Raw genomic sequence first — 14,312 nt, 5'->3', positions numbered from 1 at the left:
ATCGCTGTCCGCCGGGATTGGCTGGAAAACGACGATGTCAGATCGTCGATTCGTTCAAGGTTTGCTGGAGGATCTCCATCCAGCGCGTCAGTTCCTGCTTCGCCTTCGCAGGCGGGAACTCGATCTTCCACTGTGGATAGTCGACATCCTTGACCTTGATGAAGAGTCCCGTGTTTTCCTTGTTGGCACGCTGGTTTGCCAGGTTCGCCGCAAGGACATTCATGCCGCCGCCATAAATCATGCCGCCCGACTGCGTGTTCGCTTCCCAGGAGCGGATCTCGTCGAACTTGTAGACCTTGTAGTTCCCCCTATCCTTCAGGTGCACTTCGCGTTTCTCAGTGTCTACTGCGATGCCGGTCTTGGCGTAGAAATGCTTGAACCTCAAGTCCTTGACGAAATCGGGCAGGCCCGGTGGCGCGGACTTTTCCTTGCCTTTGAGGGTCTTGTACATGCTCACGGCAGACCAGACGATCAGAACGATGCCTGCTGGCTTGAGAATCAGGCTCAGGACTCCCCACTCGTCGGAGTTCAACAGGAACAGTCCGACAAAGAACAATACGACGAATTTCAACATGGTCGCCTCAGTAAAGCCTCAGTAAAAATAGTCACGTACAAGGATGCCGGGCGAGACGGCTGGCGGAAGCAGCTTGCGCCACCCGAACATCCTCGACGTATTCCGGACAATGCCTCGCCTGCCTTATTGGCAGACGTAGGCCTTGCCCACCCACTCGCTCGTCATGCTGGTGCCCTGCTGCGACCAGACCACGTCGGTTGCCTGCAGGCGCACGGCCTGGTTCATGGCCTTGGCCTTGGCGTTTTTCGAACCGACGCTGGCGCTCAGCCCGACGAAGATGGCATCGGAGCCCTGGACCGGACCGGCCAGTTTGCATCGTTTCACGTCGGCGTCATTCACTTCGCGGATGGTGTTCGGCTGGACCGTGGTGCAAGCGGTGAGCATGGCGAGGCTGGAAAGGCAGGCGAGGGCAAGGATCAGTTTTTTCATGGTTCTGGAAAATATCGTGTAAAGGAAAAGCGGAGCGGCGTCGCGCTCCGGCAAAGTGTTACTGCGCGGTCCGGGTGGCGAGGACGTTGCCTTTCTTGTCGAGCAGTTCGATCTTGAGAATCTGTGCGAGCACCAGTTTCTTGCTGACGTCGGCGTCCTGCACGTAGCCGTACACCACCGTGCGCATGTCTTCGTACTTGCTGCGCAGGCCCTCGATCAGGCGTGCCTTGTCTTCGTCCGGAACGCCGAGGTAGCGGAAGTCGGCGCCATTGTTGAAACCGATCTTGTAGCTGCTGTTGTCGTTGAAATAGCGATAGGAACCTTTTTCCCATACCGAAGAAGCCAGCGGGAAGCCTTTTTTCTCGAAGTCATATTTCTCGATCGAGTCGCCGATTTCCAGCCTGACGTAGCGCTGCTGCGCCGCTTGCGCCACGCCGGCGTCGATTTTCACCTTGAGCGCCTTGAGCAGGTCATTTTTCTTGAATTCGTCGGCGGCCATCATGTAGTCGCGCGAATAGCTGCCGGCCACTTCGTTGTAGTCGATCGGCATGCCGGCGCTGTTCAGGTAGGCGAACATGATCTGGTTGCCGCTGTCGATGTCGACGTAGCTGCTGGCCGGGGTCGCCGGATCGCCTTTGGGCAGGGTGGCCTGTGCCTGTGCCTTGACCTGTTCCGCCATGGCGGCCGGTGTGGCGGCGTCGGCCAGATTCGGGGTGGCGGCAGCATCGGCAGGCGCCTTGTCCTTGCAGCCGGCCAGACCGGCCAGCAGGACGAGCGCCAGCATGGCGCCAAGGGGATGGCGAACGAACGGAAGTGCGTGATGGGACATGATGTTCCTTGATAAAGATTGGTCGGGGTCGTTCAGGCTTTCGCGGCCAGGAATTTCATCGTGCTGCGGCTGGCCAGGTAGAGGCTCGCGAGCAGCGACAGGTAGGCGCCGGCGCCGATGGAGATGGCGCGCATGGCTTCGCGCAGCATCATGCTGCTGACGCTTTCCGCCATGCGTGCAGCCTGTTCTCCGCCGAAGAAGCTCGCCGCGCCCTGCGCCTGCTTCAGGCTGTCGTTGACGCCGAGGTAGGCCATCAGCGCAACGATCAGCATGAAGGCCAGCGGCAGCAGGCCGCCGAGATGCGCGCGCTTGTCGTTCCAGACCTGCGGCGCCAGGGGCGCCAGCAGGGCGACGACGCACATGAATCCATAGATGCCGCTGCCGGCATTGGCGCCGTTGAGCCCATTGATCAGGCCATTCGGCGAGTTGAGCACGCCAAGCAGCTTCCAGAACGACATCCCGACGCTGTATTGGGACGACACCTGGACCGCGATCGTGTTGAGAAAGAACCACCCCACCAGCAGCACCGCCATCGCCACCAGGGTCGGCAGGCCGAAACGCGCCGTCAGGCTTGCCGCCAGTTCGCCGCCCTTGGCCCTGGCGGCCTGCACGGCCAGTTCCGCCTGTTCCTTGGCAAGCTGCGACTCGGCCACCGGCATTGCCGCGGCCAGGCTGCCCGCGCCATCGAGCGTCACGTCGACCACCATCCCGACCTTGGGTGGCGTGTCCGATTTCCAGTGGGTTTCCAGGGTGAACGGATGCTGCGTCCCGTTGCTGCTGAGCAGGCCCGGGCCGGTGTTGGTGTCACGCAAAATCTTGCCGCGATGTTTCATGATGATTGGTATCCCTCTCCAGTTCTTCAGCACTGCGGGCGCAGCCTGTCACCGTGTTATTCGTTGCATGGGATCCAGCGGTTCAAAATATTTTCAATTTCTTTTGAAAATTATTTCTTGTGCATTTTTTGCATCCTTACGGTCGACAAAACCTGATCGGCTGACTCATAATATTTCTTATGGTTACCATCCTCACGCCCCGACTGCCTTCCGTGACGCCCAGGCGGAGGAGGGAATGAGTACGCAGACGCTCACCCCCGGCGAACTGCTGGCGGCCATGGCCGGGGGCGATCATCGTGCGCTCGAGTTGCTGTACCGGGAGTGGTCGCGCAAGGTCAGGGTCTTTGCCCATGCCAGGCTGCTGCGCTGCGGACTGGATGCCGATGCCATCGCCGGCGAGGTCACGGTCGACGTCTTTCATGAACTGTGGCGCGACCCCTTGCGCTACGACGGGCGGGTGGCATTTGCCACCTGGCTGCTCACGCTCACGCGCAACAAGACCATCGACCAGATCCGCCGCCACGGCAAGCGCCAGGCCATCGAGGAATCCTTCGACGAAGACGGCGACGCCGATCAGGAGGCCAGCGTGGACGCCGAGACTGCGCCCGATCCGCTGGCGCTCCAGGAAAACGCGCAACGTCGGACGGCGGTGCAGCGCTGCCTGCAGCGCCTGCGCAATCCGCTGCAGCGCGAAAGCCTGACCTTGTGGGCGCTGGAGGATATGTCGGTGTGCGACATCGCCCGCATCCAGGACGTGGCCGAGGGGACGGTCAAGACCAGGCTGTTTCACGGCCGGATCAATCTGCGCCAGTGCATGGAGCGCTGGTTTGCACAGGAAGGCGGACGCCATGGATGAACGACAACGCTTGCTGGAGCGACTGCCCGACTACCTCAACGGCCATGTCGCGGGCGACGACGCGCGCTGCATCGCTGCCTTGCTGGAGAATGATGCGGCATGGCAGGACCAGGCCGCCGTGCTAGCCGACGTGCGCGCCGCCGTCGGTGCGCAGATGGCAGCCATGGACAGCGAAGCCGGATTGGAGGAGTTGAAGCGCCGCATTGCGGTCGCGCCCCGGGACGCGGCATCGAAGGTCTCGCCGCCGATGGCCGGATGGTGGCGGCGCATGCTTGGCATCCGTCTCGCGCCCGCGTGGACGCCGCTTGTCATGGCCTCGCTGGCCGGCGTTTGCGTGGTGCAGGGCTGGATGCTGTACAGCGCGCCCGACGCCGGCGTGGCCTGGCGCGGCGCGCCGCTCAGCGTCGCCGCGCCGGCGGCCAACCTGGAGGTGCGTTTTGCCGCCGACGCCAGCCTGGCGCAGGTGGAAGCGGTGCTGATCCAGGCCGGAGCACGCATCGTCACCGGGCCGCAGGGCGGCCAGCGCTACCTGCTGCAGGCAGACGATCCCGCCGCCGCATTGGCGCAGCTGCGCGACAGTAGCGCCGTGGTCGAGGCCGCCGTCCTCGCGGCCGCGCCCTCGCCCTGATGCGCCGCCGGTTCCTCGCACTGTGGCTCGCCTTCGCGGCGGTCCTGCCGGCCGCGGCGGCCGAGCGCCATGCGCTGCTGATCGGCGTCTCGAGCCTGCCGGCGCTGCCGCGCAGCGCCTGGCTGGACGGGCCGCGCCACGACGTACCGGCCATGCGCAATGCGCTGCTGGCACAGGGCTTCCCGGCTTCGCGCATCGTCAGCCTTGCCGACGGCGTCGACGGCGCGTCCGCGCCGACCCGCGGCGCCATCCTGGCCCAGCTGGCGCGCTTCGGCAAGATGCTGCGGCCGGACGACGTGCTGGTCATTTACTGGTCAGGCCACGGAATCCTGATGCCGGGCCAGCCGGGCTTGTGGCAAACGCCGTCCGGCCAGCAGGTGCACCTGCTGGCGCAGGACGCCCGCATCGATGCCCGTAGCCGGCAACTCTCCGGCAGCGTCAGCAGCGCCGACATCGGCCGGGCGATCGACGCGCTCGCGGCGCGCCGCATCCAGGTCGTGGCCCTGTTCGACAGCTGCCATGCGGCCGGCAGCACGCGTGGCGATGCGGGCCTGGTCTGGCGCGGCCTGGCCGGCACCGCGCTGGGCTGGTCGCCTCGGACGGCGAGCATACCGGGGAGGACCGCGCCCGCCGCCAGCACGGCAGTTGCGCCGCCGGAGAATGCGGCGGGGCCGCGCGAACGGCCGCTGTTCATCGGCTTCTTCGCTGCCGAGCCGCAGCAACGCAGCGCCGAAGCGCTCGCCAGCGACTACCCCGGCCAGGCGCGCGGCATGTTCACGCGCGCCCTGATTGCCGGCCTGCGCGACAATCCCGCCAGCTATCTGGCCTGGGCCAGCCTCACCAACCAGTATTACCGCCAGGCCCTGGACGGCCGGCAGCTGCCAGCCAGCGCGCGTCCTTCGCCGGTGTATGCCGGCGCACTGGAACAGGCGCTCTGGACGGCTGCCGATACACCGGTATTGTGGCCGGTGCGCCAGGACGAACGCGGCTGGCACGTGCCGTATGGCCGTCTCGACGGCCTGCAGGCAGGCGACGTCCTGCAGCGCGGCGCCGGCACCTGGCGCGTGACCGAGGTGGGCTGGAACGAAGCGCGGCTGGCGCCGCCGGACAAGGGCGCCGACGGTGGTGGCTGGGCCCGGCGCCTGCCAGCGGCGGCGGCGCCAGGCGCGGCGCCGCGCCTGGCCGTGCTGGAGCGGCGTCGCGGCACGCGCACGGTCGACCTGTCCCTGCCTGGCCGCGGCACCGTACGGCTGCGCGTCCCGGATGGCGAACTGGCGGCCCTGCGTGCCCGGGCCGCCAGCATCGCTGCCGTGCTGGCGCTGCCTTCGACGGCCGGCGTGGCGCCGCTGCTGCAGGCGCGCATCGAGATTCAGGCCCCCGGCAAGGCCGTCCTCAGCCTGCCCTTCGTCGACCGCGACCTGGGCTCGCTGGCGCCGGGCACGCGCTTGCGCGTGATCGTCGAAGGCAACCGCGAAGCATCGGTCGACGCCGGCATCGTGCACCTTCCCCTGACAGGGCCGGCCACCCGCGTGTTTCCTGCTTTCTCCGGCGACAGCAGCCGGTTGCCGCCCGCGGCGCCGCCGCAGGTGAGCCGTTTCGAACGCGAGTTCGAGGTCACGGCACAAGGCGCCGCCGGCGCACCGGAATGGCTGGCGATGGTGGCCGCGCCGGCCGTCGACGGCGCGCTGCCGCGCCGCTTCGCGGTCTTCGACGCCCTGCGCAAGACCGCCGGCGACGACAGCGAGCGTGGCGCCGCACTGCCGAGCCGCCATGGTCCCGACCGGGCACAGGTGGCGCGCCTCAGCTGGCAGGTGGCGTCCGGAGCGGAGAAGTGAAGCGGCATCCGCGCTTCGGCGCCCGCGTACGCAGCTTCGCATGGGCCGCGTGGCTGTCCGTTGCGGCGGGCTCGCTGCAGGTGCATGCCGCGCCCGATGCCGTTCCCGCCGCTGCAGCCGGCTGCCAACCCGCCGCCGGCGAGCTGATCAAGCTGGGTGCGCAGGCCGTCGACAAGGGGCGCCCCCAGGAGGCGATCGCGCCGTTCGAGCAGGCGCTGCGCCTGTGCCGCGCGGCCGCCGACCGGCGCGGCATCTCGGCAAGCCTGCTCGAGTATGGCTCGGTGCTGCATCTGTTGAACCGTTATGCCGAGAGCGAGTCGGCCCTGCTGGAAGGCTGGGCGCTGCGCCAGCAGATCGACAGCGGCCCTTCGCCCGACGGCGATCCGGAGCGCGAGGGCATGTATTACCCGGCCGAACTGATGTACCTCTACCGCCAGTGGAGCCGTTACGACCTGGCCTGGGAGTGGGGTGAGAAGGCCCTGCGCGCCAAGGCGCAACTGGTGGGCACCGCGTCCAGCTCCTACGGCACCAGTCTGTCCAACATGTCCGGCATCGCGCTCGTGACGCGCGACTATGCGCGCGGCCTGCCGTATGCGCGCGAGGCGATGGATATCTGGGAGCGCACTTCCGGCACGGACAGTACCGACCATGCCTGGGGCATGCGCGACGTCGGTGCGCTGCTCATCGGGCAGGGCAGGATGCAGGAGTCCTATCATTACCTGGAGCGTGCCTACCGGATCAGGCTGGCGGCATTCGGACAGGACAGCACCGAGACCCAGACCAGCACCCAGGACCTGGCGGCATGGCACACCCAGGCCGGCAACGACGCCGAGGCGCTGCGCTTTGCCGAACTGGGGCTGGCCAGCGCGCTGCGGCGGCTGGGCCCGGATGCGCTCGACACCAGCTATGCGCTGGCGCGGGTGGCCCGCATCCACCTGCGCCTGGGGGAGACCGCACAGGCGGCCAGCGAGGCCGAACGGGTGCTGCAGATTCGCCGCGCCATACTGGGCGAAGACAATGCCCAGACCGTGAATGCCTGGCAGGACGTGGCAAAGACCCAGCTCGCCAACAACCGGCTGGGCCGTTCGGCGGCTGCGGCCCAGGCGGCATTGCGGGCCTGCCAGGCCATGCCGGGCGGGATCGCCGCCTCCTGCGTGGCGCACCAGCTCGACCATGCCAGGGCGCTGCTGGCGCTTGGACAGGCAAGCGAGGCGCTGGTCCAGGCCGAGCGCGCGGCGGCGCTGGCGCGCAGCCATGGCGAGATGGGGGGAGATGAATACGGCGCCATCATGCTGGTCGCGCAGGCGCTGCGCGCGCTGGGACGCCAGGCGCAGGCCGAGAGCGCCCTGGCCGAGCTGGCCCGGAGGGTCGCGGCGCAGCCCGATCCGGTCGCCAACGGCCAGCTCGAGGTCGAGCTGGCGCTGGATGCCGTCCGTGCCGAGCGGGACGGCATCGGCAGCGCCGACCTGGCGGCGCTGGCCGAACGCAGCGGCGCCTTCGCGCAGCGCGTCGGCGAACAGCGCGGACTGTCGCACGCTGCCTACGCGAGCGCGCTGCTCGATGCTGCAGCGCTCAACGCACGGCGCGCCGAGCGGGCGCTGGCGCGTGCGCAGGCCGCCCGCGCGATGGCGATCGGCCTGGCCAACCGCGCCACGCTGCTGCAGGCCCGGGCCGCTGCCCAGCTGAGCGAACTCGAAGACAGCGCGCATGCCGTCTTCCTTGGCAAACTGGCCGTCAACGCCTTGCAGGCCGCCCGCGAAAACACGACCGGCTTGCCGGTCGAGCAGCAGCATAGCTTCCTCCAGCTGAAGAAGGCGGCATACCAGCGGCTGGTCGACCAACTGCTGAACCGGCACCGCATCGGCGAAGCCGAGCGCGTGCTGGCGATGGTGGAGGAAAACGAATTCCATGACCTGGTGCGTGGCGACAGCGCCGATGGCGGCGGCTCTCGGGATCTGCGCGTGGCGCGCTTGCCGTTCGACGGGATCGACGAAGCTGCCGAGAGGCAGTTCGCACTGCGGGCCGGCGCCCTGGAACAGGGTGCGCAAACGCTTGCCCTGGCGCGCGCGCGTCACGCGCAGGGCATCTCCGGCGCAGCGGCGGAACTGGCCGCGGCGCAGGCCGCGCTGCAGCGCCTGCTGGACGCCGCCACGGAGGCGTGGAGCCGGACGGCGCAGCCGGACGGGCCGGAGGCGGCCGGCGCCGATGCCGCCTCCGGCAGTGCCGAATGGACGGACACCGGACGCGCCGCGTTGCCTCCGGGCCGCCTGCACCTGACCTATCTGCTTGGCGAGCGCGCGGTGCGCGTGGTGGTCCAGCATGGCAGTATCGCCCGTGTCCTCACGCTCGATGTCGACGAAGCCGGCCTGGCGCGCGACATTGCCCTGCTGCGCAGCCTGGCGCAAGACCCGGGCAGGGATCCGCGTGTCCAGGCCCGGCGCCTGTTCCGCCAGCTGCTCGAACCGGTGCTGCCCGAGCTGGCGCGCGCGCGCACCCTGAGCGTGTCGCTGGGCGGCGTGCTGCGCTACCTGCCGTTCGCCATGCTGCACGATGGCAGGCGCTGGCTGGTCGAGCGCCTGCCGCTGCAGGTGGCGGGCAGCGCCGACGTCGACGGCGGCGCCAGAGCCCCGCTCCCGCCGAGAGCCAGGTCGATCGCGCTGCTCGGGCAAAGCCAGGCCAGTGGAGACTTGCCGGCGCTTCCTTTCGTGGCGCGCGAGCTGCAGGCGGTCGGCGCAATAGGCAGGACGGGCCGTATTCCCAGTCACACTTACCTCGATGCCGGGTTCACCGCCGCCGCCCTGGAGCGCGCCCTGCAACGCAACAGCATGGTGCACATCGCCAGTCATTTCGTGCTGCGCCCGGGGCGCGACGACGGCTCGTATCTGGTGCTGGGAGGGGGGCGGCAGCTCAGCCTGGCGGAACTGGCGCAGGCGCGTTTCAGCTTCGTCGGCCTGGACCTGCTGACGCTGTCGGCCTGCGAAACGGCGGTGCCGGCAGGTGTCGATGCCACGGGCCGCGAGCTGGCCGGGCTGGCATGGCTGGCGCGCGAGCGCGGCGCGCGTCACGTGCTGGCCAGCCTGTGGCGCGTATCCGACCGTTCCACCGCGACGCTCATGGCCGACTTCTACCGCGCGCTGGAGAGCGGCGCTGATAAACCGGAGGCGCTACGCGCGGCCCAGTTGCGTCAGATTCGCCGTGCCGCGTCGGCGGGGCCCACGCGCGCGCGCGGCCTGAAAGCGATCGACGGCCCCGCGCCGGCGCCCTCGCATGGCCATCCTTATTACTGGGCCGGTTTCACACTGCTCGGCCTCTGATCACGCGAGGTCGATCGCCTTGCGCAGCTTGCGCCGCCACAGCAACAGGCCGGCCGAGTAGCGTCCGAAATAGCCTGCGGTTAGCCCCACGCACAGCATGCTCAGCATGTCGTCGGTCAGGCGCGGCGCCGGGATGCCCTTGCCCTGGTTGGCATAGATCTCGACCCCGAGGTAGAGGATGCGCGCCACCAGGATCATCGCGAACAGGATGCCCAGCTGCGCCGGCGGCGTGAAGTAGTAGCCCTGTTCGGTGTCCTCGAAGCGGGTGCGCTTCAGGGCGTAGTGGCCCCAGCCGAGGCCGAAGGCCGAACCGGCCAGCAGCGCAGCCAGCTGGGTCGGCCGGTCGAACAGCTGCGCCAGCGGCACCAGGATCATGGCGCCGAACACCAGCACGCCGGTGTAGTGGCGCGAGACGATCGAGCGCTGGCGGAGCATGCGGGCCTTGATGCGCTGGTAGACGCGCCAGACCAGCAGCGGGGTCAGGACGAGCAGGGCGAGGGTGGTGATCGAAAGTTCTTGCATGGCGCGATGAGTTGGTTCAAGCCTGCCATTGTAGCCGCCTCGCACGCGAGAGGCAGCAAACGGCGGCCTGCGGGCCATCATGGTAAGGTGTCCACTCCGCTTTGACGAGGAGATTCCCGCCATGAATGCAGAGCTGTTCGCGAATGTTCCTGCCCGGTTTCCTGTAGAGGCGCACCGCGCACCGGACCCGGCCCCGATCGAGGAACCGGCGCCCGAGCCCTTCGACACGCCCCATCCGCAGCACCAGCCCGGCCACCCGCACCTGCCGCAGGGCGAGGAGGAGCCGGTGCCCGACCACAAGCCCAGCCTGTTCTCTTGATTCCTATAGCACCGCGCCGGCCAGCCAGGCATAGGCGGGAATGCCCAGCAGGATGTTCAGGGGGAAGGTGACCCCGAGCGACATGCTGAAGTACACGGACGGGTTGGCTTCCGGGATCGCATAGCGCAGCGCTGCCGGGACGGCGATGTACGAGGCGCTGCCGGCCAGCACCATCAGCAGGGTGGCGTTGCCCACCGATAGCCCGAGCAGGGCCGCCAGGCCCAGGGCAAGGCCGGCATGCACCACCGGCGCAGCGGCCGCGTAGGCCAGCAGCCAGCGCGACTGACCGCGCAGCTTGCCCAGGTTGCGAGCGGTGTGCAAGCCCATGTCGAGCAGGAAGAAGGCCAGCATGCCCTTGAACAGGTCGATCGAGAACGGCGCCATGGCCGCCTTGCCGGCCTCGCCCGTCAGGATGCCCACGGCCATGGCGCCGATCAACAGCAGCTGGGTGCCGTCGGTAAAGGATTCGTGCAGGATTTTCCCCAGGCCGACGCGCGGGCCCGGCGCTCCCAGCGTGGCCGTGCCGTTCGCAGCCGGCAGCACTGCCGGCGCTCCGGCCTGGCGCAAGGAATTGGCCAGCACCACGGCGATCACGATGGCGGGCGACTCCATCAGGGCCATCGCCGCCGCCATGTGCCCGCCATAGGCGATCCCGTGGACGTCCAGGTACTGGGTCGCCGTGATGAAGGTGACCGCGCTGACCGAACCGTAGGTGGCCGCGACCGCGGCCGCGTCGAAACCGGACACGAAGCGCTTCAGCAAGGGATAGGCGGCCAGCGGAATCGCGACCGCCAGCAGCACGGCGGCGCCCAGGCCGGCCACGACTTCCGCGGTGAGGCCGGTTTGCGCGAGGGCGAAACCGCCTTTCAGGCCGAGCGCCATCAGGAGGTAGAGCGACAGGAAGCGCGCGATCGGCTGCGGGATCTCGAGGTTCGATTTCACGCAGCCGGCCAGGATGCCGAAGGCAAAAAACAGGATGGCAGGATCGAGGAAGTTGTTCATGTGTTCGGACTCAACAGAAGGTCCTGCATCCTAAGCGCTCGCGGCAATAAAGAAAAATCGATTATGATGATGGTGAGCATAGGGATTTATCTATGAATGCCACCTTCCGCCAGCTGCGCCTCTTCCTTGCCTTCAGCGAACACCTGAGCGTCACCGCCGCCGCCCGGGCCTGCCACGTCACCCAGCCGACCGCGTCCATGCAATTGCGCGAGCTGGCCGAGGGCGTCGGCATGCCGCTCTACGAGCAGGTCGGCAAGCGCCTGTACCTGACCCCGGCGGGCGAAGCGCTGGCGCGCACGGCGCGCGCCATGATGGACGAGTGGAGCGCCTTCGAGCAGCACATGGACGGCATCAAGGGCATGACGCGCGGGCGCCTGCGCCTGTCGGTGGTCAGTACCGCGAAGTACTTCGTGCCGCGCCTGCTCGGCAGCTTCTGCGCCGCCTTGCCCGACATCGATGTCGCGCTCGAAGTGCTCAACCGCGACGGCGTGGTGCGGCGCCTGCGCGACAACCTCGACGATCTCTACATCATGTCGATGCCGCCCGAGGACCTGGACCTGGAGCGGCATGCCTTCCTGTCCAACCCGCTCGAGATCGTCGCCAGGGCCGGTCATCCGCTGGCCGGACGGCGCCATCTTCCCCTGGCCGAACTGGCGCCGATGCGTTTCATCCTGCGCGAGCGCGGCTCCGGCACCCGGCTCGCCGGCGACCGGCATTTCGCATCCCTCGGTTTTCGGCCGGACGTGCGCATGGAACTGGGTGGCAACGAAGCGATCAAGCAGGCGGTCGCGGCCGGCCTGGGGCTCGGGGTGGTGTCGCGCCATGCGCTGGCCGGGCAACCGGGCGAAGACGGACTCGCCGTGCTCGATGTCGAAGGATTTCCGGTGCAGTCCAATTGGTGGACGCTGTATCGGAAAGGAAAGAAACTGACGCCGGTCGCCGCGGCTTTCCTAGCGCATCTCGGCCAGTTTGGTGACAAGAGGTAATTGAACGGATCGGGCCGCTATGTTCCATAGCGAACAGAAGTATGCCCCTTGCATCGCCCACCATGACCCCTCCGTCCTGATCAGCAAGGAGAGGTACCATGAGCGACACCAAAGGCCAAGACGAGATCGGCCAGGGAGGCGAGTTGCACCAGCACGCAGGGGGCGCGCATCCGCCCCTGACCACCAACCAGGGCGTGCCGGTCGCCGACAACCAGAATTCCCTGAGACCGGCCGGCATGCGGGGCCCGACCCTGCTGGAAGACTTCGTCTTCCGCGAAAAGATGATGCACTTCGATCACGAACGCATCCCGGAGCGCATCGTGCATGCCCGCGGCGCCGCGGCGCACGGCTATTTCGAGCTGACCCATTCATTGGCCGACTACACGACGGCGCGCGTGCTGACCGAGGTCGGCGTGCGCACGCCGGTGTTCACCCGCCTGTCCACGGTGGTGGGCGGGCGCGGTTCGATCGACACCCCGCGCGATGTGCGCGGCTTCGCGGTGAAGTTCTATACCAAGGAAGGCAACTGGGACCTGGTCGGCAATAACGTTCCTGTGTTCTTCATCCAGGACGCCATGAAGTTCCCCGACCTGGTGCACTCCGTGAAGATGGAGCCGGACCGTGGCTATCCGCAGGCGACCGCGGCCCACGATACTTTCTGGGATTTCATTACGCTCACGCCCGAGTCGATGCACATGATTATGTGGGCCATGTCCGACCGCACCATCCCGCGCTCGCTGCGCATGATGGAGGGCTTCGGGGTGCACAGTTTCCGGCTGCTCAACGACAAGGGCGAGTCCACCTTCGTCAAGTTCCACTGGCGGCCCAAGCTGGGCATGCAGTCCACCATCTGGGACGAGGCGGTCAAGATCGCCGGCGCCGACCAGGATTACCACCGGCGCGACCTGTACGAAGCCATCGAGGCCGGCAAGTTTCCGGAATGGGAGCTGTCCGTCCAGCTGTTCACCCAGGAACAGGCCGACGGCTTCCCTTTCGACCACCTGGATGCCACCAAGCTCATTCCGGAAGAGCTGGTGCCGCTGACAGTCGTCGGCCGCATGGTGCTGGACCGGAATCCGGACAATTTCTTTGCCGAGAACGAGCAGGTTGCCTATTGCCCGGCCAATGTGGTGCCCGGCATTGACTTCAGCAACGATCCGCTGCTGCAGGGCCGCCTGTTCTCCTACCTCGACACGCAGATCCTGCGCCACAATTCGCCGAACTTCCACCAGCTGCCGATCAATGCGCCGAAGTGCCCCTTCGCCAACCACCAGCGCGACGGCCACATGCAGATGCAGGTGCCCAAGGGACGGGTCAGCTACGAACCGAGCTCGCTCGATCCGAACTCGGTACGCGAGGATCCGGTGCGCGGCTTCCGCAGCCATGCCACGCCTGCCGATGCCGGCAACAAGGGCAGGGTGCGTCCGGAAAGCTTTGCCGACCATTACAGCCAGGCGCGCCAGTTCTACATCAGCCAGACCGATCTCGAGCAGGCCCACCTGGCCTCGGCCCTGGTGTTCGAACTGTCCAAGGTGGAGCACGTCCATATCCGTGAAGCGATGGTCGGCCACCTGCGCCACATCGACGAGCCGCTCGCCAAGCGGGTCGCCGACAATCTGGGCATGCGGCAGCTGCCGCCGGCCCCGCCCACGGCCGCCCCGGTGCGCGACTTGCCGCCATCCCCGGCCTTGCAGCTGATCGGCAAGATGACCGGCTCACCGGAAGGCCGCAGCATCGGCATCCTGTTCTCGGACGGCTCGGATGCCGCCGCCATCAAGGCCTTGCGCGCAGCCGCCGAGGCGGCGGGCGTGAAGGTCAAGCTGGTGGCGCCCAAGGTGGGCGGCGCCACGCTGGACGACGGCAGCTGGCAGGAGGCCGATGGCCAGCTGTCCGGCACCCCGTCGGTGCTGGTCGATGCGGTGGCGCTGGTGCTGAGCGAGGAAGGCGCGAAGAAGCTGCTTGGCGAGTCGGCGGCGATCGACTTCGTGCGCGACGCCTTCGGCCACCTCAAGGCGATCGCCCATGACACGGGCGCCGCCGGGCTGCTGCGCGCGGCCGGCATCCAGTCCGATGCCGGCGTCATGCCCGCGTCGAATGCGCAGGACTTCGTGGCCTCGGCCGGCAAGCGCCTGTGGACGCGCGAGCCCATGGTACGCATGCTGCCTTGACGCACCCGCAGGGCCGG

General features: G+C 67.8%; 13 protein-coding genes. 7 read left to right on the top strand and 6 right to left on the bottom strand.

Annotated features, from left to right (window positions below; genetic code table 11):
* Positions 1 to 37 precede the first annotated feature (37 nt).
* The 4 genes from YWC_RS31570 to YWC_RS33340 form a co-directional block, all read right to left on the bottom strand.
* Positions 38 to 574, bottom strand: coding sequence for a DUF4755 domain-containing protein (locus YWC_RS31570; RefSeq protein WP_051306421.1), 537 nt, complete (start codon positions 572 to 574; stop codon positions 38 to 40).
* Between the two features lie 123 nt (positions 575 to 697).
* On the bottom strand, positions 698 to 1,003 hold the full coding sequence (locus YWC_RS0112405) for a hypothetical protein (RefSeq protein ID WP_027865666.1): 306 nt from the start codon (positions 1,001 to 1,003) through the stop codon (positions 698 to 700).
* A 58-nt stretch (positions 1,004 to 1,061) separates the two neighbouring features.
* A complete protein-coding gene (locus YWC_RS0112400) occupies positions 1,062 to 1,832 on the bottom strand; it encodes a hypothetical protein (protein ID WP_156923633.1) in 771 nt (256 codons plus the stop codon).
* A 32-nt stretch (positions 1,833 to 1,864) separates the two neighbouring features.
* Positions 1,865 to 2,665, bottom strand: coding sequence for a hypothetical protein (locus tag YWC_RS33340; protein ID WP_027865664.1), 801 nt, complete (start codon positions 2,663 to 2,665; stop codon positions 1,865 to 1,867).
* 235 nt (positions 2,666 to 2,900) lie between these two features.
* Between YWC_RS33340 and YWC_RS33335 the strand changes: the two genes are divergently transcribed.
* From YWC_RS33335 to YWC_RS0112375, 4 genes are read left to right on the top strand one after another with little or no spacing between them, the layout of a single operon-like run.
* Complete coding sequence (locus YWC_RS33335) at positions 2,901 to 3,521, top strand: RNA polymerase sigma factor (protein WP_027865663.1); 621 nt, start codon at positions 2,901 to 2,903, stop codon at positions 3,519 to 3,521.
* Positions 3,514 to 4,149, top strand: coding sequence for a hypothetical protein (locus YWC_RS0112385; RefSeq protein WP_156923627.1), 636 nt, complete (start codon positions 3,514 to 3,516; stop codon positions 4,147 to 4,149). The genes YWC_RS33335 and YWC_RS0112385 overlap by 8 nt, the downstream gene beginning before the upstream one ends.
* On the top strand, positions 4,149 to 5,984 hold the full coding sequence (locus tag YWC_RS0112380) for a caspase family protein (RefSeq protein WP_027865661.1): 1,836 nt from the start codon (positions 4,149 to 4,151) through the stop codon (positions 5,982 to 5,984). Before YWC_RS0112385 ends, YWC_RS0112380 begins: the two co-directional genes overlap by 1 nt.
* Complete coding sequence (locus YWC_RS0112375; RefSeq protein WP_027865660.1) at positions 5,981 to 9,298, top strand: CHAT domain-containing tetratricopeptide repeat protein; 3,318 nt, start codon at positions 5,981 to 5,983, stop codon at positions 9,296 to 9,298. Before YWC_RS0112380 ends, YWC_RS0112375 begins: the two co-directional genes overlap by 4 nt.
* On the opposite strand, the gene YWC_RS0112370 is transcribed toward YWC_RS0112375, so the two are convergent.
* A complete protein-coding gene (locus tag YWC_RS0112370; protein WP_027865659.1) occupies positions 9,299 to 9,820 on the bottom strand; it encodes a CcdC protein domain-containing protein in 522 nt (173 codons plus the stop codon).
* Between the two features lie 121 nt (positions 9,821 to 9,941).
* Here YWC_RS0112370 and YWC_RS0112365 point away from each other — a divergent pair, with 121 nt between their 5' ends.
* Positions 9,942 to 10,139, top strand: a complete 198-nt coding sequence (locus tag YWC_RS0112365) for a hypothetical protein (protein WP_036214207.1) — start codon at positions 9,942 to 9,944, stop codon at positions 10,137 to 10,139.
* 3 nt (positions 10,140 to 10,142) lie between these two features.
* On the opposite strand, the gene YWC_RS0112360 is transcribed toward YWC_RS0112365, so the two are convergent.
* The gene (locus YWC_RS0112360; RefSeq protein ID WP_027865657.1) at positions 10,143 to 11,141 is read right to left on the bottom strand and encodes a sodium-dependent bicarbonate transport family permease; all 999 of its coding nucleotides are present in this window, start codon (positions 11,139 to 11,141) and stop codon (positions 10,143 to 10,145) included.
* A 92-nt stretch (positions 11,142 to 11,233) separates the two neighbouring features.
* On the opposite strand from YWC_RS0112360, the gene YWC_RS0112355 reads away from it, so the two are divergent.
* Complete coding sequence (locus YWC_RS0112355; protein ID WP_027865656.1) at positions 11,234 to 12,127, top strand: LysR family transcriptional regulator; 894 nt, start codon at positions 11,234 to 11,236, stop codon at positions 12,125 to 12,127.
* Between the two features lie 98 nt (positions 12,128 to 12,225).
* Positions 12,226 to 14,295, top strand: a complete 2,070-nt coding sequence (locus YWC_RS0112350) for a catalase (RefSeq protein WP_027865655.1) — start codon at positions 12,226 to 12,228, stop codon at positions 14,293 to 14,295.
* Positions 14,296 to 14,312: the final 17 nt, after the last annotated feature.

Source organism: Massilia alkalitolerans DSM 17462, assembly GCF_000427785.1.
Classification (GTDB): Bacteria; Pseudomonadota; Gammaproteobacteria; order Burkholderiales; family Burkholderiaceae_D; genus Telluria; species Telluria alkalitolerans.
The sequence above is the reverse complement of the archived record's forward strand: the minus strand, read 5'-3'. Positions and strand labels throughout refer to the sequence as shown.